Origin of the sequence: Guptibacillus hwajinpoensis, assembly GCF_020524165.1 — a bacterium.
GTDB classification, from domain to species: Bacteria; Bacillota; Bacilli; order Bacillales; family Guptibacillaceae; genus Guptibacillus; species Guptibacillus hwajinpoensis_D.
In genome coordinates this window covers 144,640-167,808 of sequence record NZ_JAIVKU010000002.1, presented here as the reverse complement: position 1 = coordinate 167,808, position 23,169 = coordinate 144,640, and the positions used below count along the sequence as shown (strand labels likewise).

Here is a 23,169-nt window from a genome sequence, read left to right as displayed (position 1 = left end):
CTTTCGGACTGTCACTCCGCTTTTAATAAGCGGCAATCGTTCCGTCTGTTCTTGATTCTGTCCCTCCAAATAAGGTGCCCGACTGCTGATCGCGCCAAATAATTTGTCCGCGACCGAACGCCCCTTTTTCAAGCTGAACTTCAATTTCATGTCCTTTTCGAGTAAGCGCTTCGGCAAGATGAGGCGGGAACGTAGACTCCACCCACACTCGTTTCCCCTCAACCCACTGCCACCTTGGCGCATCGAGGGCAGATTGCGGGTTCAAATGAAAATCGATCAGGTTCGTAATCACCTGTAAATGACCTTGCGGCTGCATAAATCCACCCATCACGCCAAAAGGTCCAATCGGATCACCATCTTTACTAAGAAATCCAGGGATGATCGTATGATACGTCCGCTTTCCACCTTTTAGCGCATTATCATGATCCGAATCCATCGAAAAATTATGTCCGCGATTCTGAAGCGCAATCCCGGTGCCAGGCACCACCAATCCTGAACCAAACCCCATATAATTACTCTGTATAAACGACACCATGTTCCCTTCGTCGTCAGCTGTTGCTAAATAAACGGTTCCACCTTTAGGAGGCTGTCCTGGTGACGGCATTAGCGCTTCATCTCCAATTAACGCACGGCGACTTTCCCCATAAGAAGGTGATAGTAAATCCTGTACAGCAACGGACATTTCACATTCATCCGTAATGTATTTCTGCCCATCAACAAAAGCAAGCTTCATCGCTTCAATCTGCTTATGATAGGTATCAACAGAATCTTTATGATCTAATGTAAACCCTTTTACGATATTTAGCGCAGACAATGCAATCAGTCCCTGCCCATTAGGCGGGATCTCCCAAACATCATAACCACGATACTGAACCGAAATCGGATCGACCCACTCAAGCTCAAATGCCGAAAGATCTTCCTTCGTCAAATACCCATTATATGCTTTTGAGAAAGCATCAATCTGATCAGCGATTTCTCCCTGATAAAAAGACGTCGCATCGGTTTCAGCGATTTTCCGTAACGTTTCTGCGTGACCTGTCGACTTCCAAACCTCACCAACTTCAGGCGCACGACCATCTGGCGCAAACGTATCAAACCAGTGCTGAAACTCCTCTCCCTTTAACTCTTCTTCAAATTTAGCGTAAGCATCGTTCCAATACTTACTTAGAGTCGGAGATACTGGGAATCCCTCCTCAGCATAATGAATCGCAGGCGCCAGCGTTTCTTTTAATGAAAGCTTCCCAAATCGCTTCGACAAAGCCGCCCATGATGCCGGAATACCAGGAACGGTAACAGGAATCCAGCCGTATTTTGGAATTTCATTATAACCACGTTCTTTGACTGAATCAATGGAGATGGATTGCGGCGATGGTCCGCTACCATTTAACCCGTGCAATTTACCCTTTGTCCACACAAGAGCAAATGCATCACCGCCGATTCCATTTGACGTCGGTTCAACTACAGTGAGTACCGCTGCCGTTGCGATCGCCGCATCAATTGCATTACCCCCATTTTTCAATAGATCTAATCCCGCCTGTGCCGCTAATGGCTGAGACGTTGCGACCATTCCTTTGTTCGCTACCGTTGTCATGCGTTGGGAAGCGTATGGATAATGTAAGTAGTCAGTTGGCATCGTTATAAAGTCTCCTTTCGATCTATCCAGAGAAGAATTTTTTTGAATCTGAAATGCTATAAAAAGAAACCTCTTCACACCTCAGAGATTTTCCCATTATATAGGAATCCTCCTTGCATGAAAAGGCTTTCTTTAGAATATTTACATTTTTCCGTCATTTATTAAAGACGTTTAAACTACCTACCCAAACGCACTCCCAGGATCATACTCCTCAAGATCCAATTCATTTCGCTGCCCAAGTACGAATCGCGCAAGCTCCGCACCAAGAAACGGACCGCTCGTTAATCCTGAAGCCCCAAGTCCATTTGCTACAAGTAGTCCCTTTACATTAGGAACAGCTCCAGCAATCGGAACATTTCCAGGTGTAAACGGCCTAAAGCCTACCTTCGTCTCCACATAGGTGGTATTCGTTAGACCCGGCGCCACCTTCAAGGCACGATCAATAATATGTTGAACGCCGCCCAACGTTACGCGTAAATCAAAGCCAGCTTGATCTTCCTGTGTTGAACCTACAACAATCCGACCATTTTCAAACGGAAGGAAATATTGAATCAAGGGTGGCATCACGATTGGCCATTTTCCGGTATCCGTCTCCGGTAAATCGAGGTGAACAATCTGGGCTTTTTGAGGAGTAACGAGGAACTTCATCCCAAGTGGCTGAAGCAGTTCCCGCGCCCATGCGCCTCCCGTAACAATCACATTGCTCGAAAAATAGTTCTCGCCATTCACCGAGACGCCATTTACGTTTGACTCATTCCATAATAGCGAGGCATCCCCATGGATCACCTTCGCACCGTGCTTTTCCGCTCCTCGAATAAGTGCATTTCGTAACGCAGCTCCATTCACTCGCGCCGCTCCACTCACATGCACGGCCGAATAATGATCAGAAAGTGGAGGAAACAGCGCATTCGTTTCTGTAGCAGAAAGCCGCGAAACCTCACCCATCTCTGGTGTATCCTTCCGCCGCTCCATCGCAAGCGCAAGCTTTCGCTCAAGCTTCGTTTCACCCGAGTAAATGTTAATCGCGCCAACGCGCGAATAGCCCGTCTCCGTCTCTCCATCCTTCTTCAGCTCTTTAATTAACTCCGGATAATATCGAGCTCCAGCTTCAACGAGCCGATAAAAAGCCCCACCACGTCGATTCGTTAGCCAGGGACATACGATCCCAGCCGCCGCTTCTGTCGCCTGTCCCGCGTCTTTCCGATCAACCAGCATCACGTCCGCTCCCTGCTTCGCGAGATGATAAGTCGTTGACGCGCCTAAAATACCTGAGCCGATTACAATGATTTCTTTCATTTCTTACACCTTTTCGTCGTTTGTCTGATTAGGTATTTTACAGGAATGTTGGGGGAGACTCAAACGTGGGATAGCTTGAGAGTGTTGAAAAGTTCATGACAAATTAAATTATGGAAACAATGAAGAGGTATCCCTTTATTAACGAATTTAATCAAATGTTTGTTTAAAAAGGAGGACGACCTCATGATTTTCAAAAAAGTAATTGATCTTTCTATCCCGGTTAACAACCAAACGCCTGTTTATCCAGGGGACCCAAAACCAGATATCTATTCCATTGCAGAGCACGACAAAGACGGCTATCAGGTTACCCAGCTGAATATTGGAACCCACACTGGCACTCACCTTGATGCTCCCTTCCATTTTCAAAAAGAAGGAGCATCGGTTGATGAGTTGAAATTGACAAAATTAATGGCCCCAGGACACATGATTCATGTAACCGGAAAAGAACCAGGAGAAGCAATCACATTAGAAGACGTATCCTACGCAATCGAAAGCATTGTTCCTGGAACAATTGCGCTATTTCATACAGGCTGGTCAAAGCATCTAGGGACCGAGACCTATTTCAACTTTCCTTATTTGTCTAGCGAGGTTGTACATAGTCTGCTAGAGAAAGGAATCACCACCTTCTTCACCGATACCTTTAGTGTCGATCCTCCTGGTGCCACATCTTTCCCAGCACATGAAGCAATCACATCAAAGAACGGCATTATTGGAGAGTGCTTCTCTAACTTCGATCAGATTGATTTCGAAAATCCACTCATTATTGCCATTCCGATTAAGCTTCAGGGTCTGGATGCCTCACCCGTGAGAGCGATTGCGGTGGAGGTTGAATCATTTACTCTCAAATAAATAAAATAGCAAAATAAAGAAGGCGCCTACTCATTACTAAGCGGCCGCCTTCTTTGTGCTTTATCGCGTTATTTTCATCATTCGACAAATAGTTGCATCATTCGGGTGGTGACAGGCACCACCTCAACCACCTATCTCTTAAACACCACTAACTTCATCTCTGTCATTTCCTCTACCGCATATTTTATGCCTTCTCTTCCAGTCCCACTTTCCTTCACTCCACCATATGGCATGTTATCAACACGAAACGTTGGAATATCATTGATCAGCACACCACCAACATGAAGACGATCTGCGGCTTCAAGAGCCGTATGGACATTGTCCGTATAAATACCAGCCTGTAACCCATAAGCCGAATCGTTTACAAGATCGTACGCCTCCTCCATCGATCGAAATGGACTAATCAAAACAATCGGCGCAAACACTTCCTGACAAGAAACTTTCATATCCAGAGCGGCATTTAAAATGACAGTTGGCTCCAAAACATTTCCATCAGCTCGTCCACCTAAAGCGACAGTAGCTCCACCGTTCTTCGCTTCCTCAATCCAGGAAACTGCTCGCTCAACATCAGCACCTGAAATCAATGCCGAAACATCCGTCTCAGCATCCAATGGATTTCCGCACTGGAGCGTCTTCGCCTTTTCCACAAATGCTTCCACAAAAGCGTCATAGTTCGATTGATGAACATACACTCTCTGAAGCGAAATACACACCTGCCCCTGGTAAGCGAATGCGCCCATGACAGCACGATCCACAATACCTCGAACATCGACACCTTTATCCACAATTAAAGCCGAATTAGAACCTAGCTCTAGGGTCACTTTTTTCAAACCCGCCTTGTTCCGAATGCCAATGCCAACAGCTGGACTTCCAGTGAAGGTCACCATGTTCACACGCTCATCCGTCACAATTTGATCGCCAACCGTCTTTCCACTTCCCGTAATGACATTCAGCACACCTTTTGGCAGTCCAGCCTCCTCAAACAGCTCAGCAATAAAATAAGCAGAGAGCGGGGTTTGACTCGCAGGTTTCAACACAATCGTGTTCCCTGCCGCAATTGCTGGACCGACTTTATGTGCAACTAGATTCATAGGAAAATTAAACGGCGTAATCGCTCCTATGACACCAAGCGGCTCACGCACCGTATAGCCTACCCTTCCTTCACCACCAACGGCTGCGTCAAACGGAATCGTCTCCCCTTGTATTCGCTTAGCTTCCTCCGCGGCGAATTGATACGTTGCAATCGTCCGCGCCACTTCACCTTTTGCTGTCGCGATCGGCTTAGCTGCTTCTAGCGCAATGATTTCCGCTGCCTCATCCGAGCGTTCACTTAACTTCTGAACAAACCTCTCCAATATCGCCGCTCGCTCGTGCGCTGGTAGTTTTCTCATTACTTGCTTCGCACGATAAGCCGCTTCAATGGCACGATCAACATCACCCTCAGTCGCCATCGGAATCTCTGCCAGAACATCGCCTGAGTATGGCGAGCTTAAATCCTTATAAGAAACGCCCTCTTGCCACTCGCCATCAATGTAAAATTTCTTCTTCTGAATCGTCGCCTGCATTCTCATCCCTCATTTCCTTTTATTGATGAACCGGTGCTAACTCTGACACGACATTTTGAATGACATCAAGTGCTTCATTTAATTGATCATCCGTAATCACAAGTGGCGATAAGAGACGAATCACATTTCCATATAAGCCTGCCCCCATCACAATGACACCACGGTTATGGCATTCTTTTAAAATTCGTCCCGTTAATTCCTTGTCTGGCTCTTTCGTAACCGGATCTTTCACAATCTCAATCGCTAACATGGCACCAAGTCCACGAACTTCGCCAATCACAGGATGAGAATCCTGCATTTCTTGAAAACGTTCCAAAGCTACTTTCCCAATTTTATTTGCCCGCTCGACAAGTCCTTCTTCCTCCATCATTTCAATGACTTCAAGAGCCGCAACACAACCAAGCGGACTCCCGCCATATGTGCCACCAATTTCTCCCGGACTCGGTGCTTCCATAACCTCAGCTCGCCCTGTTACCGCACTGATTGGCAACCCTGCTGCAATCGATTTTGACATCACCATTAAATCAGGTTCAATGTCAAAGTGCTCAATCGCAAACATTTTTCCTGTTCGTCCAAAACCGGTTTGCACTTCATCTGCTATAAAAAGAATGCCATACTTTTCACAGATCGCTTTCACGCCTTGTACGAATCCTTTTGATGGTACAACAAATCCACCTTCTCCTTGCACCGGTTCCATAATGATCGCCGCTACTTCATCTGACGGTACTTCACCAAGAAAGAAATCCTCCAAACGCTTAAGCACTTCCTGATCCAGCTCTTCCTCCGTCATACTCGCATGCTTCCGGTAATAATACGGATAGGCCATTTTATACGTATCAGGAGCAAACGGTCCGAAACCGTATTTATATGGTTTCACCTTACTGGTTAACGACATCGCTAACAGCGTTCTTCCATGATAGCCTCGCTCGAATGAAATAATTGATTTCCGTCCTGTATACTTTCGCGCAATCTTTACTGCGTTTTCCACTGCTTCGGCTCCACTATTTAAGAAAAAGGTTTTCTTCTCTCTATTGCCAGGTGTCATTTCATTCAATTTTTTCGCAAGCTGAATATAAGGCTCATACATCATCACATGAAAGCACGTATGAAGGTATTGATCGACCTGAGCCTTCAGTGCTTCAACAACTTTCGGAGGACAGTGCCCCGCATTCATACTTCCAATCGCACCTGCAAGGTCAATAAATGTATTTCCATCGACGTCTGTTAGTAATGCCCCTTCACCTTTTTCAGCAAAGGTCAACATCGTATTAAAAGGACCGCGCGGCACGTGCTGCTCTTTTAACTCTAATAGCTCTGATGCTCTCGGCCCCGGAATCGTGGTTTTCAACTTAATACTTTTTTCATTCTGCTTTGTTTGCATCTAACTGCCTCCCTCTTTCTTATTCACCTTCTATACATGCAAGCTTCGTACCAACTTTTTCAGAAAGATGGTTTTGAGGGTTAATTTTGCGATATGATAACCTTAGATAATAGTCAGATTTGTACGAATATTGAAGGAGGATTCAACATGTCTTCATCAGATTACTTAGAGTATGAATTAAATGCCATCTTACATGCATCGAAAGATAACATTGTGATCGCAGATGGGGACGGCATTGTGATAAGAGTGAGTCAAAACTGTGAAGCCGTCTATGGAAGGAAAGCCTCTTTTCTTATTGGAAAGTCCGTGAAAGAACTTGAAAAAGAAGGCATTTTTTCACCTTCTATCACAAGACGTGTCTTAGCAGAAAAGAAAGAGCTTCAAATCATGCAAAAGACGACTACAGGACGTGTCGTAATGGCTACTGGATTGCCGGTTTACGATGAGAGTGGCACAATTATCCGAGTTATTAGTTTCTCACATGATTTAACTGAGCTTCAGCATTTAAAAGAAGACTATGAGGAATTGCGTGCCCAAATGGAAGTTTATGAAACTGAAATTCAAGAACTGCGCGACAAGGAGAAACTTCCAGGCGAATTCGTGATCAAAAGCAGAGCCATCCAACTCATCTGGCAACTGGTTGAGCGTGTAGCAAATTCGGATGCATCCGTTGTTTTCCTAGGAGAATCAGGGGTAGGAAAAAATGTATTCGCACGCGCATTACATAAAGGTAGTGAGCGCCGAAATGGTAGTTTTATAGAAGTAAACTGTGGGGCGATACCAGAAACGCTTTTTGAATCAGAAATGTTTGGCTACGAGCCAGGATCATTTACAGGTGCAGGTAAGAAAGGGAAAGCCGGCATGATTGAACTTGCTAATCAGGGCACGCTTTTTCTTGATGAAGTTGGAGAACTCCCCCTTGCTGTTCAAGCTAAGCTTTTAAAAGCGATACAAGAAAAAACGATTACAAGGGTCGGAGGTACAAAGCCAAAGACGATTGACTTCAGGTTAGTTGCTTCTACGAATCAGAACCTTGAGGATATGGTGAAAAAAGGCACATTTCGAGAAGATCTTTTTTATCGATTAAATGTCATTCCGATTACCATTCCACCTCTTCGTGAAAGAAAAGAAGATATCGCAACACTCGCAGCGCATTTTCTCAAAGGATTAAATGAGAAATATCGAACAAACAAGTTCTTCCACGCCGCCACAATAGAAAGCTTGTCAGAATATTCGTGGCCAGGAAATGTGCGGGAGCTTCAAAACATCGTCGAGCGACTTGTCATTACAGCAGACGCAAGGACGATTTATCCTGAGTCTCTTCCCTCTTACATTCAGCAGGATACAGCGCAAAATCGAACGACCTTTATACCAGGTGTTGAAGAGGAAACAGGAACGACACTAAAGGAAGCCTTAGAAGAAGTTGAAATCAGATGGTTAAAACGTGCTTTCAAACAATACAAAACAACTTATGAAATGGCGGATTACCTCGGGATGAATCAATCCACAGTCGTACGTAAGCTTAAAAAGTACAAAATCAATGCAAAATCGCATTAATCATGCATTTCAGCATCAAAAGAAAGCGCATCGATGCATTTACGCATGAGAAAAGTGTCAAAAGTGTTGCACTCCTGCCCTTAAAGTTGGCATGGAACTTGCAATAAATATCTGTGAGACTAACAATCACAGGAGGTTCCACTATGTATCAACCTAAAGACTCTTCCAAATCCCCGCGCTTTTGCGGTGTAAGAACGTTTATGAGATTAGAACAAATTCAAACGACTAAACATGTTGATTTCGCTGTCCTTGGTGTTCCGTTTGATACGGCTGCATCTAACCGTACTGGTCAGCGTCTAGGGCCACAGCATATTCGTAACTTCTCGACGCTACTTCGTCCATACAATCCCGACATGGAGATTAACATTTTCGATTACTGCTCTGGCGTTGATTATGGTGATATTGATGTCATTCCAGGAAATATTCATCGCACTTACGACAACATGGTAGAAGGATTGACCCCACTTCTAGAGGCAGATGTGACACCAGTTATCATGGGTGGTGACCACTCCATTTCATTAGGAAATCTGCGCGCCTTCCACAATAAGTATGGACCAGTTGCCCTTGTTCACTTTGATTCACATGGGGATACATGGGACGACTACTATGGAGAGAAATACATGCACGGCACACCTTTCCGACGCGCGGTTGAAGAAGGATTAATCGATACCGACCACTCCATTCAGGTTGGAATGAGAGGTCCGTTGTATGGTCCAGGTGATATTGATGACGCAAGGGATCTCGGATTCGAAGTCCTTCCAATGAAAGATGTTCGTAAACTCGGTTTTGATGAAGTGATTTCACGCATCCATCAGAGAACAGGTGATCGACCAGTATTTGTTTCATATGACATCGACTTTGTAGACCCTGCTTTCGCGCCTGGAACTGGAACGCCAGAAGTCGCAGGTCCGAACAGTTACGAGGCACTTGAATACGTTCGCGGACTTGATGGACTAAATGTTGTAGGATTTGACTTAGTCGAAGTCCTTCCAACATACGACCACAACGAAATTACAGCTGCACTAGCGTCTTCGATTATGTATGAAATGATTACGCTCATTGCATTAAAGAAAAGAAATAGCCTTCTAACCACAAGTGAAGAAAAAGCGAGTCAGTCTTAGGTATAGAGAAGTACCTGTTAATTTATCAGAATTTTAAAACGATTAAACCTGAACGCTACTTGTAAGGAGGAATTTCGTGTTATTTCTGGATATCAGCATTATTATCGTTTACTTCTTAATCGTCATCGGAATCGGCGTCATTGGATCACGTAAAGCCAAGACGATAGAGGATTATGCACTGGCAGGCCGTAACCTGGGCTTCTTCATGTATTTTGGGTGCCTATCAGCCGTGATCCTTGGCGGCGCTTCGACAATCGGCACCACAAAGCTTGGCTATGAATTTGGTGTATCGGGTATGTGGCTCGTCTTCATGCTCGGTCTTGGCATTATGGGACTCGGGATCTTTTTCCTCAAAAAAATTGCTGGTTTTAAGGTGCTTACCATTAGTGAATTTCTAGGGAAACGATTTGGGAATCAAGCCCGCCTACTCAGCGCCTTAGTGGCTTCCATCTATGCCCTAATGGTTGCTGTCACTCAAGTGATTGGGATTGGTACTGTCATGAACGTGCTGCTCGGTTGGAATCTGACAAGCTCTATGCTGCTTGGAGGCGGGATTGTCCTTTTCTATACGATTCTTGGCGGAATGTGGTCCGTTACAATGACTGATATTGTCCAGTTTGTGATTATGACGGTTGGTGTATTTTTCATTATGCTCCCTTTAAGTCTCTCGAAGGCTGGCGGATGGAGTGCCTTAACGCAACAACTTCCAGACAGCTATTTTTCATTCACGGGGATTGGGGGCAGTCAAGTCTTCCAATACTTCCTTCTCTTCTGTCTCGGTATGCTTGTAGCTCAAGACATTTGGCAGCGCATCTTCACAGCCAGAACGAACAAAACCGCTCGCCTTGGTACCATCATCGCTGGCATCTATAGCCTACTCTATGGACTAGCTGTCAGCATAATTGGAATGTGCGCCTTTATCGTCCTTCCGAATCTAGGAGATTCTCAGAATGCTTTTGCCAGCATGGCAATCGAAACCGTACCGACTGGAGTTCTCGGTCTCGTTCTGGCAGGCGTCATCGCTGCTCTTATGTCTACGGCTTCGGGCACACTTCTTGCTTCTTCAACATTAATTTCAAACGATATCGTGAAGCGGTATTTTATAAAAGAGGCAAGTGAAAAGCAAAGTCTCATCGTCTCTCGCATAACGACAACAATCATTGGGGCTATTACCATTATTTTTGCTATATGGATTCAAGACGTTCTTGTGGCACTCGATGTCGCTTACGCTATTTTATCTGGAGCAATCTTTGTTCCTATTTTACTCGGTTTTTTCTGGAAAAAAGCAACGTCAAAAGCGGCCTTTTACTCCATCATTAGTAGCATTCTTGTGATTATCGGGGGCCTTGCTATCGAAGGTCTTCACTCAACAAATCCAATCATGTATGGCATATTGACCAGCTTTATTGTCATGATCGGCGTATCACTTATAACAGAAAACGATGCTACTGAAATGACAGACACTATTCAAGAAAGGAGCCATATCTCATGACGAATCAGCACCTCTACATGAATGGCGCCTGGCAGCAAGGTGAAGGATACGAGCGTGATCTTATTAACCCAGCAACAGCAGAAACGATTAGGAAGATAAAAGAAGCTTCTCGGGAGCAGGCATCCGCCGCAGTCGATGCTGCTCGTCTTGCATTTGACGAAAGTGAATGGGCAACGAATGTAAAAAAACGCGTACTCGCTCTGCATAAACTAGCAGATTTGCTAGAACAGAATGAAAAAGAGTTCGCAATGGCGGAGACAGAGAATACTGGAAAACCCATCAAGGAAGCCATGCTTGATATCAGTGACTCCGTCGCTTGCCTGCGTTACTACGCCAACCTGATCGATGAGCGAGAATCTACCACGATCGAGATGGCCGATGGAACGACGAGCAAAATTATCAATGAACCGATCGGCGTGTGTGCTCTCATTGTGCCATGGAACTTCCCTCTCCTTCTCGGCATGTGGAAGATCGCCCCAGCACTCGCAGCAGGAAACACTGTCGTGTTCAAGCCATCAGAACTGACCCCGATTACGGCTATCAAACTAGCCGAATTAATCGACCGGTGCGAGTTTCCACCTGGGGCATTCAATCTTGTACCTGGTGCAGGCAATCCGGTAGGTGAAACACTAGTTGCACACCCTGAAGTAGACAAGGTGTCGTTTACAGGTGGTTCAGAAACCGGAAAACGGATTAATCAGCAATGTGCCAAAGACCTGAAGCTCGTTTCTCTTGAGCTCGGTGGCAAATCACCTCTTATTATTTTAGAAGATGCCGACATTGAGTCTGCAGTTGAATGGACGATATTCGGCGGGTTCTTTAACCAGGGAGAAGTGTGTGTGGCTTCATCTCGTATTCTTGTTCATGAGTCTCTCTATGAAGCTTTTATAGACAAACTTGTTCATGAGTCGTCTCGAATAAAAATCGGTGACCCCACTCTCGAGGAAACGGAAATGGGTCCTCTGGTTAGCAGAACTCACCTTCAGAAAGTAAAGAGCTATATCGATCTTGGCAAAGAAGAAGGCGCATCTGTTCACTATGGGGGGCAACATCCTGATGGAGGGTTTTATCAAACCCCTGTTATCTTTACAAATGTTCATCAAGAGATGCGTATTGTTCAAGAAGAGATTTTTGGACCTGTGATGACGGTTCAACCTTTTTCAAATCAGAGGGAAGCGGTTCAACTAGCGAACGGTACGAAATATGGGCTTGCGGCAGGTGTTCTGTCAACGAACGTTTCTGAAGCTGAACAAGTGGCGTCACTACTGAAAGCAGGTACAGTCTGGATTAACTCTTATCACACACCTTATGTAGAAGCACCGTGGGGAGGATATAAAGAAAGCGGTATCGGACGTGAACTTGGACCACATGGTCTTGCCGGTTTTACTGAAGTGAAGCACGTCAACACCTCTCAACAACTCCAAAAAGCAGGCTGGTACACGTATTGAGCTCCCCCTGGTAGGGGCTCAGTGCACCAATAATTTTCGGAATATTGAAAACGAAAAATAGGGGGAAATAACATGAGTCAACTTACTGAACGTTTAGGTCATGACACGATTAGCCCGACCCCAAAGGACAAGCGAAGTATGAATTTCTTCTCAACGTTTGCTCTCTGGCTTGCAGCAAACGTCGTGATCACGTCCGTTATGACAGGCATGATGTTCGTACCGGATATATCAATCGAAAAAGCGATGCTTGCTATTCTAATTGGCTCAGCTATTGGGGCCATTCCACTGGCTCTAACAGGTAACATCGGAACTCGAACTGGACTGCCGACGATGGTCATGACAAGAGCGGCTTTTGGTCAAAAAGGAGCCATTCTTCCCGCACTCGTAAACACGATCGTACTCATTGGCTGGAGCTGGATTCAGGCTTACATGGCCGGTCTTTCTCTTAACTACGCCATCAGTTACACAACTGGCTACAGCAACATCAATTTATTTGTCATTCTTACTGAAATTCTTGTTGTTGCGATTACGATTTACGGTCACCACGGTGTGGAAAGCATTGAGAAATGGGTCTCTGTTGCCATGCTCATCCTATCGGTTCTTGTGTTCTATAAGCTATTTACAACTTATAGCGTTTCATCGCTAATCGAGTTGAAAGCGAGTGAAAATCCAGCTATTTCAGGCATTATTGCTTTTGATATTGTCGTTGCGACAGCTTTCTCCTGGATGTCCAGCGTTTGTGATTTTAATCGTCATAGTAAATCTGAAAAAAGCGGCATGCTTGGCACCTACCTCGGATACATTGTGGCCTCTCTTATTGCTATGGGGCTCGGCGCCGTTGTCAGCGGATTTAGTATTTTAAATAACATGGAACAAACGTATGACCCTACCGTTCTTCTTTCCGCTTACGGATTTGGATTCATCGCTTCAATCGTCGTTTTTTTCTCTGTACTATCCACAAATGTCATGGCACTCTATAGTGCGACGATGTCATTTATGAACGTCTTCCCAAAATCAGGATTCTGGAAACCCGTTCTTGCACTTGGAATCGTCTGTACACTCGGCGCCCTATTAAAAGAAGCATTAATGGTAAACTTTTTTAACTTCATTCTCTTAATCGCGACGCTATTTATTCCCGTATTCGCCATCGTGCTGGTGGATTATTTCCTTGTTAAAAAAGCGTACTATGATGCAGAAGATGTAGCATTCGATCATAAAGGCCTCTACCGATACCAGCGCGGTGTAAACATTGTGGCTGTCGTAACTTATGTGGCTGGAGCTCTTTTCGCTTATTACTTCACTTACGTTCATCCGTTGTCTATCGGAGCAACAATCCTTACCTTTGTTTTGTCTGGTGGCTGTTACTTTGGTTTAATGGCAGCAACAAAACAACTCGGGATAAAAACGGCTTCAAACGAAGAAATCGATGTGAAATTGGAGGCATAAAAGTGAAACATTACATTTCCGCTGTCCAGGGAAGTTTTCAAAATGGGGCGGTTAAAACGAATCTATCAAAAATGGAAACTATTATTGAAACTGTTCTCAAGAAGCATCCTGACACAAAAATCATCACTTTTCCGGAACTGTGTACGACAGGCTACTTTTTGTCCGAAGGCATCAAAGACCTAGCAGAAAAAAGGGATGGACCGATTTTTCAAACAATGAAGAAGATGGCGATATCCCACCTTGTTTCAATTGTATATGGATATGTTGAAATTGACGGTATGGGCAACATCTATAATTCCATTCAATACATTGATGCAAACGGCAAGAACAACGCAAATTATAGAAAAATACACCTCACTCCCCTGGAGAGAGGTGTATTCAAAGCCGGTTCCGAGCCAGTTACTGTGGAAACAGATGTCGGGACGATCGGCCTGATGATTTGCTGGGACCTTGCCTTTCCAGAGCTAGCTCGGAAACTTACTTTAATGGGCACTGATATCCTTCTCGTTCCATCAGCGTGGGAAGAACCTTACGACGCTCCTTTCCTTCAGTTTAGCGGGGCACGCGCGATCGATAACTCCGTCTATCTTGTAGCTGCTAACCATACAGGAAAGTCAGAAGACCTTACCTTCTTCGGCAAATCCTCGATTTTTGCGCCAGATGGACAGGTCATGGCATCAGCTGAGAAACAATATGATATGATTACGGCAACCATTGATTATGATTGGCGGAACGAAATAAAACAATCGTTCTTCTCGATGTTAGAAGAACGAAGAACCGATATCTACAGCTAAGGAGGCTACCTTTTGAAATTCAAACAGATCATCGATTTATCGATCCCAATCACATCAGCGACACCAATTTATCCTGGCGATCCAAAGCCAGATATCCATCCCGCTGCGGAGCTAGATAAAGACGGATACCAGGTGACGCAGCTCAATATCGGTTCACATACAGGTACTCATGTGGATGCTCCCTATCACTTTCAAAAAGAAGGTGATCGAATCGATCAGTCAAGCTTAACGAAGTTTATGGCTCCTGGAATTGTAATCGATGTAACCGGTAAAGAACCCGGTGAAGAAATTAGGATGTCAGACGTAGAGGATCAGATTGAACACGTCGCTCCTGGCACAATTGTGCTATTTCACACTGGATGGTCAAAACATGCTGGATCAGAAATTTATTTCAATCATCCCTACCTAAGTGTGACTATCATTAACGATCTGCTTAAAAAGGGAGTAACCACCTTTTTCATCGACGCATTGAACGTCGATCCACCAGATGGATCCGCCTTTCCTGTTCATGAAGCCATCACGTCAGTTAACGGCATCATTGGAGAAAACTTCTGCAACTTTGAAAAGATCGACTTTGATAATCCGCTGATCATTGCGCTACCTTTAAAGCTTGAAGGATTGGATGGATCACCGGTGCGGGCGGTTGCGGTGGAGGTAGAATAACAGGAATTCAATAGGATTATTAAACAGAGTCACCTTATTTATCGAGGGACTCTGTTTTCGTTTTCAGTAATATCTGTTACTCAAATGTTTGATTAAATTCAGAAAGAAGTTTAGACACTAAGTTCTCAAGCTTAAGCTTGCTTTCTCTAAAGTCCTCAGCAATTCTTTCTTCTTCTTCTGCTCTAAGGGGCGTCCCGGTGGCAAAACCGCTGTATTAATTCCTATTCCACAGAGCTTCGTTGCTTCTTTAATAACATTTGTAAAGGGTTGATCTAATTGATATAGACGTGAGAGGATAGCAAGCTGTCTATGGATATGAACCGCTTTTGTTAAATCTCCTCCTGTAAATGCGTCATAGAGCCCTACAGCTAAATGCGGTGCGAAATTCACGCTCGATGATATCGCTCCATCTCCACCTAAAGAAAGATTCTGCAGAAAATGATCATCAAAACCTGAGAAAACGAGAAAGTCAGGAAACTTTTCTTTAACTGTTAGAATCATTTCTTTAATATGCCCAACCGAATCTACTGTTTCCTTGATCCCTACAATATTTGGATGTTCCTTAACAGCCCTCAAAACAAAATCAGGTGTTAAATCTTGTCCAGTAAATGCCGGAAAATTATATAGTAGAATCGGCAATGCTACTGCATCGCAAACCTCTTGATAGTGTCTATACAAATTATCCTCAGAGAGTTTCATATAGTAGGGATTGATAACGACGATTCCATCTGCACCAATTTTCTCGCTGTGCTGACTGAGTTCCACCGCTTCATGTGTAGATGTACTCCCCGTTCCTATTAATACCGGCACCCTATGATTGACATATTCGACTGCGAATTCTGCAATTTCTTTCCTCTCTTGCAATAATAGTTGAGAAAACTCTCCTCCGGTACCAAGAAAGAATAGCCCGTTTACACCATTCTCAATTAGATAATCTATCAATTTTCCCATTCCTACCTGATCTAATCGATAATCCTCATTAAAAACAGTAGATATCGGTGGAATCACACCGTGAAATAGGGGTTTACCCAATTCATTCGCCTCACTTTTATTGTTTTCAACTACTCTTCAATCCACAAGTTCATGTGACAAATCGGTTGTTCAGTGTACCCAAACCTTCTATTTCTACTTCTGTATCATCTCCAGGCTGAATCCACTTCTGAGCTTCTTTCGCGTATCCCATCATAACTCCTTCAGGGGTTCCGGTCATAATAATATCGCCAGGTGATAGGGTCATATACTCTGATAAATACGAGATAATTTCTTCACAGGAAAAGATCATATCGGATGTATTCGAATTTTGTCTCTCTTCGCCATTAACCCTGGTTGAGATGATTAAGTTATTTGGGTTTTCAACTTCATCTGCACTTACTAGATAAGGGCCGATCGGACAGAAACCATCAAGTGTTTTACCTATCAGCCACTGACCCGATCGAAACTGAAGATCTCTTGCTGAGAGGTCGTTACCAGTGCAATATCCATAAACAGAAGACAATGCATCCTCTTTAGAAAGGTTACTGCTTTCTTTTCCGATGATGATGACTAATTCGGCTTCGTAGTCCACCTTATCTGAAGCTTTCGGAATTTTGATGTGTTGATGATGACCTGCAAGCGCATTATTGAATTTACTGAATACGATTGGAAACTCCGGTATCTCCATGTTAGATTCTTCAGCATGCTTTCGATAATTAAGTCCGATACAGATAATTTTTCCCGGTTGATCGACGCATGGGCCAAATTCAAGGTTTTCTTCAAGGTTAAACAAATCACCTTCACCTGACTTTACCGCTAGCTCGACGAGCGTCTCTAATCTATCAATTCCTTTAGAACCAGCTTGAATCAGTTCAAAGGTCGTACGAGGTACAACAGTCATGTCAGGAAATGACCCTACCGCTTTCTCCACATCCAGAATACCCTTTTCTGTCTTTATTCCCAGCTTCAATTGATGATTTTTGCGATACGTTAGCGTTCTCATAAGACAACTCCTTCACTTCTAAAATGGAAAGGGGGCGACTAGTATACGTCCGCCCCTCGCCATGGTATTAAATAGCTTATTTTTTTCAAAATGTCTTTCTTTCATTATTATGGCTTAATAAAAACCGTTTTTGTCGCTGTGAAAAATTCTTTTGCTGCCTGTCCCTGTTCTCGTGAATGAGAGCTCGAGTTCTTCATTCCACCAAATGGAGCCTGTAACTCGACACCCGCTGTTTCAGCATTGACACGAACGAGTCCAGCTTCAATTTCATCGATGAATGAGAAGGCACTCTTAATGTCTTGCGTGTAGATCGAAGCACTTAATCCGAACTTCACATCATTCGCAAGTTCAAGTGCCCGCTCGACCGAATCAACTTTTATCAGGACAAGCACTGGTCCAAATATTTCTTCTTGGCCGATAACCATATCGGATTCAACATTTTCAAAAACAGTCGGCTCTACATAGAATCCATCTTTTAATCGCTCATCTTCTGGTTTCCTTCCACCGTATAGAAGCGTGGCTCCCTCAGCTACCCCTTTATCAATATAAGAGAGTACAGTGTTCAATTGATTTTCACTTACACATGGCCCCATCCAGGTGCCTTCCTCCATTCCATTACCAACCTTAAGCTTCGATACTTCAGCAACTAGCTTTTCTTTAAAAGCTTCATAAATACCTTCCTGAACGATCACTCGACTTGTCGCGGTACATTTTTGTCCTGTAGAGCGCAGTCCCCCACTGATCGTTGCTTCAACAGCTAAATCAAGATCTGCATCGTTTGCAATGATGATCGGATTCTTCCCACCCATCTCAAGCTGATACTTTGCACCTCGGTTCAGTGCACCTTCAGCTACTCGTTTACCAGTTTGATTCGATCCAGTAAACGTTAAAGCGTTCACTTCAGGATGATCGATCAGTCTTTGTCCTACGATAGAACCTGAACCTGTTACCATATTTACTACGCCTTCTGGAAAACCAGCATCCGCAAAACATTTCATCACTTTAATTGTGGTAACGGCTGTTTCAGTCGCCGGTTTGATGACGACCGTATTTCCATAAATCAAGGCTGGCGCCATCTTCCAAACAGGAATCGCTACTGGGAAATTCCACGGCGTGATCACACCTACAACTCCTAGAGGTACGCGAGTCGTATACATATGTGCACCGCCATCCGTAGCTGGAATCACATCACCTATACTTCGCATGCCTTCCCCAGCATAATACCGAAGAATCGCTACCGCCCGCATCGTTTCTCCCTTTGCTTCTGGCAAAGTTTTTCCCATCTCTTCTGTCATCGTCTTTGCGATATCTTCAACACGTTCTTCGATTAAGCTGGCTGCTTTGTAGAGGAAGTTTCCTCTTTCTACACCTGAACGTTTTTTCCAATCTCTCTTCGCCTTCTGTGCTGCTTCTACAGCTTCATCAACATCTTTGTCAGTCGATTTCTGCATATAACCAACAATATGATGTCGATTCGCCGGGCTTATGCTCGTGATCACCTCGTCAGAAGTCGCTTTTACCCATTCTCCATTAATCAAGTTTTGGTACGTTTCCACTTGTGTTTGTACAGCCATAATTCTCTCATCCTTTCATATTGAATTCTTCTGTAATCGCATTCATTTTAAGTGATTAATAGTAATGACTAAAAAGTAGGGCCGATGCGCCAGATCCCAAAGTCATGCTGTTTTAAAATTTCCGCTTTCGTTTTCTTTCCTCTACATGTGAGTGCAACCTCATTCAAAATCCGTTCACCCACCGCATCGACTGTTTCCTGACCTTCAATGATCGTACCGGCATTGATATCCATATTTTCTTGCATACTTTCAAACATCATGCTATTCGTTGATATTTTTATAGTTGGTACGATTGGAGAGCCTGTGGGTGTTCCCCGACCACTTGTAAACAACACGACTTGAGCACCACCTGCAGCCATTCCCGTCAGCTGTTCAATATCATGACCTGGAGTATCCATCCAAACCAGACCCTTTTTCGTTGGTCTCTCTGCGTAACTCACAAGTTCCTGTAGAGGACTACTTCCTGCCTTTGTAGAAGCTCCGAGAGATTTTTCTTCTAATGAGCTTAAACCGCCTTCAATATTACCTGGACTCGGATTACCTGTTCGGATATCGACGCCCATCTTGATCGCTCGATTTTCCATTGCATTGATAACTTCGTAAACTCTCTTTGAGACGTGGTCATCGACGGCTCGATCTGCAAGTAAATGCTCTGCTCCGATCAGCTCAGTTGTTTCTGCTAGAATCGCCGTTCCACCACGTTCCACAATCTTGTCACTTACAGCCCCAACGGCCGGATTAGCAGAAAGACCTGAACACGCATCTGAACCGCCACATTCTGTACCGACGATCAATTCACTAAAATCAAATGGGACTCTCATTTCCATCGATGCATCCTGCACCATTTTCGCGGCTATTTTGGCTCCTTCTGCAATCGTAGTAAGCGTACCTCCATGATCCTGAATTGATACAACCTCAACAGGCTTTCCGGTTTTTTTCAGTTCCCCAGCTACACTTTTAGCCTGATGCGTTTCACACCCCAATCCTAATACGACTACACCATACACGTTTGGGTTTGCACCCATCCCTACATAAGTACGAAATGTTTGTTCATAATCTTCTCCAACCTGGGCACAACCGTGTTGATGAATGAATGTAACGGTACCGTCTACTAATTCAGTGATCCGCTGAGCCGTTTGTGTTGCACACGTAATAGTAGGTAGAATGAGAACATGATTACGAATACCCACTGTTCCGTCCGGGCGTCTATATCCCAGTAGTTGTTTGTTTAGCTCTGTCATTTTTATCCCCCCGTCCACGTTTTCCTTCTAAATTATGAATATGAACATGCTCTCCCTCTGCAATATCTTCAGATGCCACACCGATCACTTCGCCATACTTCAAAATATCTTCACCCTTTTTAATAGGAACGACAGCGAACTTATGTCCGAATTGAATGTCATCCTGAAGTTCGATCACATATTTTGTTGTCTGTGAGATAACCTGTACGATTGTATTCTTCTCGATTTTCGATAAAGCCACCGCCACCTTATCAGAAGGCTTCATCATCAACGTACGATGGACATTTTCCATATCATGACCTCCATCATTGAATTCCATGTTTTACTGAACGACAGTATTCTGATCCACCTGATTTTTAACACCATTCTTCAAAACGCCAATCCCAGGAATCTCAATTTCAATTTGATCTTCTTCTTGTAAAGTAAAATCATTCGGAGGAACGATACAGGTGCCAGTCAGGAGAACAGTCCCTGGAAAGACGATGTTGTCTCGAACCAGATATTCTGTCAGTTCATCCAATTTTCGTTTCAATTGACTTACTGGTGCAGAACCTTCAAAAACCTTTTCTCCATTCCGATAAATGCTACAAGTAATTTCAAAACGATAAGGATCTTCTACAGTCTCTGCTAGCCGAATCGCCGGCCCGATCGAGCAAGAATTCTTCCATATTTTTGCTTGAGGCAAATAAAGCGGATTCTCACCTTCAATGTCTCTACAGCTCATGTCGTTCCCGATCGTATATCCGATGATCTCTCCATCTGAATCTAATACGAGTCCAAGTTCAGGTTCAGGGATTTGCCAGTTAGAATCACTTCGTAAAAACACTGGTTCCCCTGGACCGATTGTCCTTGCATCTGTGGATTTAAAGAAGATTTCAGGCCTTTTGGCATCATAAACTTTGTCATAAAACGTTGTAGCATCCAGCTTTCCCCCTGTTGCCTCATAATTCCTTGCCTCTTTACTTCGCTCGTAAGTGACACCTGACGCCCATACTTCCTTCGCTTTAATTGGATCAAGCAAATGAAGTGATTCTAGCTTTACATCTAATGGACTGATGGTTGCAATTTCACTTTCTATAACTTTGACAACCTTACAACCTCTTCGCTTTGCTTCATTTAAAACCTCCTCGAAATGGTCAAAAGGTAAATCGTAAATCAGTTCCTTATGGTCGACCGCTGCTAAAATTGCAAGATTATCTTCTTTTTGATAACGAATAATTTTCATATCTAGATCTCCAATCGTTTTATATTATAAAACATCGTTCTGATAACTAGGTAAAAAAACACTCACAGATGTGAGGCTTTTCCAAATTTTAACGAGTCATACCCCAGCTCCGTTGAAACGTTGGAACTCAAATCTTTCATATACTCGATCACTTGGTCTAATTCTTCCGTTTTTGCTCTTGGTTCTGGCATCGACAAACTGACAGCTGCGATAACTTCGCCTGAATGATTTCGAACAGGAACGGCGACACAGCAAACTCCAGGTTCATTCTCTTCATCGTCCATCGCAAAGCCTTGTTCCTTTACTTTTTGTAATTCCTTCTTAAAATCATGTTCGTTCGTAATCGTATTCTCCGTTTGTTTAACGTAGTGATAATCCTTAAGGATATCAGCTATTTCTCTTTCCTCTTTATAAGCGAGCAAGACTTTACCTACACCGCTTGAATGAAGAGGTATCCTTTTTCCAATGCGAGAATAGACAATCGTAGCGGACGTTCCTGAAACCTTATCAATATAAACTCCTTCTTTGCCGCTTAGTACAACCAGATGAAGCGTGTGACCTGTTTTCGTTGATAATTCATTGAGATATTTTTTTGCGACTCCTCTAAGATCAAGACCATGAGCTACAACATTTCCTCGTTCAAATAACTTCATACCAAGTTTATACTTTCCAGTTTCCATATCTTGCTCGATATAATTGTAGCTAATGAGCGTCTTTAATAAAGAGTGAACGGTGCTTTTATTTAACCCAAGTAAGCTACTGATTTCAGTGATTTTTAATTCCTTTGTATGCTCATCAAATAAATTCATGATACGCAATGCGCGTTCTACAGATTGGATGATCGGCATGTCATTCATTCCTTTTCATTAAAGAGTACTGGTTCAAATAATTAAACGCTTTCTAGTATTATTATAGAGCATACAAGGTGGGAAAAATAGCATCGCGCTCTCTCCGCATTATTTATAAAGCGTTTCAGTCACTTTTTCTGGAACTGCTAATCCTTCAGCTCCACGTTCTGAGGTCTTTAACTCGGGTGCATAACGACGAATCATGTCCAATCCAATCTTCGCCCTGCGAACTCTCTCTCTGCATAACGCGATTGATGTGTCCTCAAGATGTGTGCCGGAAGGATAGATATTTGGCGAATTTCTTAACCCAAATTTGATATATACCGGTGCAGCCACTCTTATGATTTCTGGAATCTCATAGTGGCGAACAAACCCTCCAATGTCATCAGGTACTTCCACATAGATATCGATTGGTAGATCAACCGACTGCCGAATAGCGGAAAGCCTCTGGAGTGTGAGGTCAGTCGGAACATTATAAGTGCCGGCACCTATACTTTCCATCAATCGGATTGAAATAGGGTTGGAATGCCCCATTTGTACAGATATTTTCACAACTAAATCTTCAGGTAGCTCCCCTTTCTTTTTGAATTCATTTACCAACCATAGCAAACCCTCATCCGCAACAAGGATACTTCTTATTCCAAAGCGACACGCACGCTTAATGTCTTCAATCGCATACACAAGCTGATCCATGCCCTGCACTCTTAACCCAGCGGATTTGCCGCCACTGGACCATGGCATCGCGGTAACATCCCATGTACCTCGGGGGCCAACGAATAAGCTTACCTCGAGTGACTCCCGCTTCCCAATATCGGCCATCTTTTCTAGCTCATCATCAGTCAGAAGCATAATACCACTTCCCTGTGAAACACGATGGATCGAAACATTATATTCCTCACATGCCTGAAGCACCTCTTGAAATGAAGCCGGTCCTTCGACACTAGGGATCTCTACTCGATACTGTGCGCCATCAGGAAAAGTCTTTGAAGAACTGGGTAATTCGTAATTTTCACTTTTGGGAAAGCCAAGATCCTGAATGATTCTTCGTGTATCTTCCATTT

The 23,169-nt window shown here is 43.8% G+C and carries 20 protein-coding genes; 8 read left to right on the top strand and 12 right to left on the bottom strand.

Translation table 11 applies throughout. From position 1 onward, the window contains the following. Nucleotides 1-22 precede the first annotated feature (22 nt). Both LC090_RS02495 and LC090_RS02490 read right to left on the bottom strand, forming a co-directional pair. Nucleotides 23-1,633: a gamma-glutamyltransferase family protein gene (locus tag LC090_RS02495; RefSeq protein WP_226654953.1), complete on the bottom strand. Its 1,611-nt coding sequence runs from the start codon at nt 1,631-1,633 to the stop codon at nt 23-25. A gap of 180 nt (nt 1,634-1,813) precedes the next feature. Then, nucleotides 1,814-2,929: an NAD(P)/FAD-dependent oxidoreductase gene (locus LC090_RS02490; RefSeq protein ID WP_226654951.1), complete on the bottom strand. Its 1,116-nt coding sequence runs from the start codon at nt 2,927-2,929 to the stop codon at nt 1,814-1,816. Between the two features lie 183 nt (nt 2,930-3,112). Between LC090_RS02490 and LC090_RS02485 the strand changes: the two genes are divergently transcribed. Next, nucleotides 3,113-3,778: a cyclase family protein gene (locus tag LC090_RS02485; protein WP_226654949.1), complete on the top strand. Its 666-nt coding sequence runs from the start codon at nt 3,113-3,115 to the stop codon at nt 3,776-3,778. Nucleotides 3,779-3,909: 131 nt separating this feature from the next. Here LC090_RS02485 and LC090_RS02480 read toward each other — a convergent pair whose 3' ends face one another. After that, nucleotides 3,910-5,343: an aldehyde dehydrogenase family protein gene (locus LC090_RS02480; protein WP_226654947.1), complete on the bottom strand. Its 1,434-nt coding sequence runs from the start codon at nt 5,341-5,343 to the stop codon at nt 3,910-3,912. 19 nt (nt 5,344-5,362) lie between these two features. After that, entirely contained in the window at nt 5,363-6,724 is a 1,362-nt protein-coding gene (gene gabT, locus LC090_RS02475) for a 4-aminobutyrate--2-oxoglutarate transaminase (RefSeq protein ID WP_226654944.1), read from the bottom strand. A 147-nt stretch (nt 6,725-6,871) separates the two neighbouring features. On the opposite strand from gabT, the gene LC090_RS02470 reads away from it, so the two are divergent. The 7 genes from LC090_RS02470 (at nt 6,872) to LC090_RS02440 (ending at nt 15,245) form a co-directional block, all read left to right on the top strand. Further along, nucleotides 6,872-8,281 (top strand): sigma-54 interaction domain-containing protein, encoded by a 1,410-nt coding sequence (locus LC090_RS02470; RefSeq protein ID WP_226654942.1) that lies wholly within the window; start codon nt 6,872-6,874, stop codon nt 8,279-8,281. Nucleotides 8,282-8,424: 143 nt separating this feature from the next. Continuing rightward, entirely contained in the window at nt 8,425-9,402 is a 978-nt protein-coding gene (gene speB / locus LC090_RS02465; RefSeq protein ID WP_226654939.1) for an agmatinase, read from the top strand. Between the two features lie 76 nt (nt 9,403-9,478). Next, nucleotides 9,479-10,894, top strand: coding sequence for a sodium:solute symporter (locus tag LC090_RS02460; RefSeq protein ID WP_226654937.1), 1,416 nt, complete (start codon nt 9,479-9,481; stop codon nt 10,892-10,894). Beyond that, nucleotides 10,891-12,342, top strand: coding sequence for an aldehyde dehydrogenase family protein (locus LC090_RS02455; protein WP_226654935.1), 1,452 nt, complete (start codon nt 10,891-10,893; stop codon nt 12,340-12,342). Before LC090_RS02460 ends, LC090_RS02455 begins: the two co-directional genes overlap by 4 nt. A 72-nt stretch (nt 12,343-12,414) precedes the next feature. Next, entirely contained in the window at nt 12,415-13,788 is a 1,374-nt protein-coding gene (locus LC090_RS02450) for a purine-cytosine permease family protein (RefSeq protein ID WP_226654933.1), read from the top strand. A gap of 2 nt (nt 13,789-13,790) precedes the next feature. Beyond that, complete coding sequence (locus LC090_RS02445; RefSeq protein WP_226654931.1) at nt 13,791-14,582, top strand: carbon-nitrogen hydrolase family protein; 792 nt, start codon at nt 13,791-13,793, stop codon at nt 14,580-14,582. A gap of 12 nt (nt 14,583-14,594) precedes the next feature. Then, nucleotides 14,595-15,245 (top strand): cyclase family protein, encoded by a 651-nt coding sequence (locus LC090_RS02440; RefSeq protein WP_226654928.1) that lies wholly within the window; start codon nt 14,595-14,597, stop codon nt 15,243-15,245. Nucleotides 15,246-15,362: 117 nt separating this feature from the next. Here the strand turns inward: LC090_RS02440 and LC090_RS02435 are convergent, their stop codons facing one another. From LC090_RS02435 to LC090_RS02400, 8 genes are all read right to left on the bottom strand, one after another. Then, entirely contained in the window at nt 15,363-16,277 is a 915-nt protein-coding gene (locus LC090_RS02435) for a dihydrodipicolinate synthase family protein (RefSeq protein WP_226654926.1), read from the bottom strand. Nucleotides 16,278-16,326: 49 nt separating this feature from the next. Then, complete coding sequence (locus tag LC090_RS02430) at nt 16,327-17,220, bottom strand: fumarylacetoacetate hydrolase family protein (RefSeq protein ID WP_226654923.1); 894 nt, start codon at nt 17,218-17,220, stop codon at nt 16,327-16,329. A gap of 107 nt (nt 17,221-17,327) precedes the next feature. Beyond that, complete coding sequence (gucD, locus tag LC090_RS02425; RefSeq protein ID WP_226654921.1) at nt 17,328-18,794, bottom strand: alpha-ketoglutaric semialdehyde dehydrogenase GucD; 1,467 nt, start codon at nt 18,792-18,794, stop codon at nt 17,328-17,330. Nucleotides 18,795-18,862: 68 nt separating this feature from the next. Beyond that, on the bottom strand, nt 18,863-20,035 hold the full coding sequence (locus tag LC090_RS02420) for a UxaA family hydrolase (RefSeq protein WP_226654919.1): 1,173 nt from the start codon (nt 20,033-20,035) through the stop codon (nt 18,863-18,865). Beyond that, nucleotides 20,001-20,327 carry a UxaA family hydrolase gene (locus LC090_RS02415; RefSeq protein ID WP_226654917.1) on the bottom strand — a complete coding sequence of 109 codons (327 nt, stop codon included), beginning with the start codon at nt 20,325-20,327 and terminating at the stop codon, nt 20,001-20,003. The genes LC090_RS02420 and LC090_RS02415 overlap by 35 nt, the downstream gene beginning before the upstream one ends. Nucleotides 20,328-20,357: 30 nt before the next feature. After that, the gene (locus tag LC090_RS02410) at nt 20,358-21,260 is read right to left on the bottom strand and encodes a fumarylacetoacetate hydrolase family protein (RefSeq protein WP_226654914.1); all 903 of its coding nucleotides are present in this window, start codon (nt 21,258-21,260) and stop codon (nt 20,358-20,360) included. 62 nt (nt 21,261-21,322) lie between these two features. Beyond that, nucleotides 21,323-22,108: an IclR family transcriptional regulator gene (locus LC090_RS02405; RefSeq protein WP_226654911.1), complete on the bottom strand. Its 786-nt coding sequence runs from the start codon at nt 22,106-22,108 to the stop codon at nt 21,323-21,325. Nucleotides 22,109-22,216: 108 nt separating this feature from the next. Then, nucleotides 22,217-23,167, bottom strand: coding sequence for a U32 family peptidase (locus LC090_RS02400; RefSeq protein WP_226654908.1), 951 nt, complete (start codon nt 23,165-23,167; stop codon nt 22,217-22,219). Between the last annotated feature and the right edge of the window lie 2 nt (nt 23,168-23,169).

What these genes read in the sequence shown, in the direction of transcription:
- LC090_RS02420 (WP_226654919.1), bottom strand. Translation starts at nt 20,035, where the DNA reads ATGACAGAGCTAAACAAACAACTACTGGGATATAGACGCCCGGACGGA.
- LC090_RS02400 (WP_226654908.1), bottom strand. Translation starts at nt 23,167, where the DNA reads ATGGAAGATACACGAAGAATCATTCAGGATCTTGGCTTTCCCAAAAGT.
- LC090_RS02480 (WP_226654947.1), bottom strand. Translation starts at nt 5,343, where the DNA reads ATGCAGGCGACGATTCAGAAGAAGAAATTTTACATTGATGGCGAGTGG.
- LC090_RS02405 (WP_226654911.1), bottom strand. Translation starts at nt 22,108, where the DNA reads ATGCCGATCATCCAATCTGTAGAACGCGCATTGCGTATCATGAATTTA.
- LC090_RS02430 (WP_226654923.1), bottom strand. Translation starts at nt 17,220, where the DNA reads ATGAGAACGCTAACGTATCGCAAAAATCATCAATTGAAGCTGGGAATA.
- LC090_RS02410 (WP_226654914.1), bottom strand. Translation starts at nt 21,260, where the DNA reads ATGAAAATTATTCGTTATCAAAAAGAAGATAATCTTGCAATTTTAGCA.
- LC090_RS02455 (WP_226654935.1), top strand. Translation starts at nt 10,891, where the DNA reads ATGACGAATCAGCACCTCTACATGAATGGCGCCTGGCAGCAAGGTGAA.
- LC090_RS02495 (WP_226654953.1), bottom strand. Translation starts at nt 1,633, where the DNA reads ATGCCAACTGACTACTTACATTATCCATACGCTTCCCAACGCATGACA.
- LC090_RS02415 (WP_226654917.1), bottom strand. Translation starts at nt 20,327, where the DNA reads ATGGAAAATGTCCATCGTACGTTGATGATGAAGCCTTCTGATAAGGTG.
- LC090_RS02490 (WP_226654951.1), bottom strand. Translation starts at nt 2,929, where the DNA reads ATGAAAGAAATCATTGTAATCGGCTCAGGTATTTTAGGCGCGTCAACG.
- speB (WP_226654939.1), top strand. Translation starts at nt 8,425, where the DNA reads ATGTATCAACCTAAAGACTCTTCCAAATCCCCGCGCTTTTGCGGTGTA.
- gabT (WP_226654944.1), bottom strand. Translation starts at nt 6,724, where the DNA reads ATGCAAACAAAGCAGAATGAAAAAAGTATTAAGTTGAAAACCACGATT.
- gucD (WP_226654921.1), bottom strand. Translation starts at nt 18,794, where the DNA reads ATGGCTGTACAAACACAAGTGGAAACGTACCAAAACTTGATTAATGGA.
- LC090_RS02450 (WP_226654933.1), top strand. Translation starts at nt 12,415, where the DNA reads ATGAGTCAACTTACTGAACGTTTAGGTCATGACACGATTAGCCCGACC.
- LC090_RS02485 (WP_226654949.1), top strand. Translation starts at nt 3,113, where the DNA reads ATGATTTTCAAAAAAGTAATTGATCTTTCTATCCCGGTTAACAACCAA.
- LC090_RS02470 (WP_226654942.1), top strand. Translation starts at nt 6,872, where the DNA reads ATGTCTTCATCAGATTACTTAGAGTATGAATTAAATGCCATCTTACAT.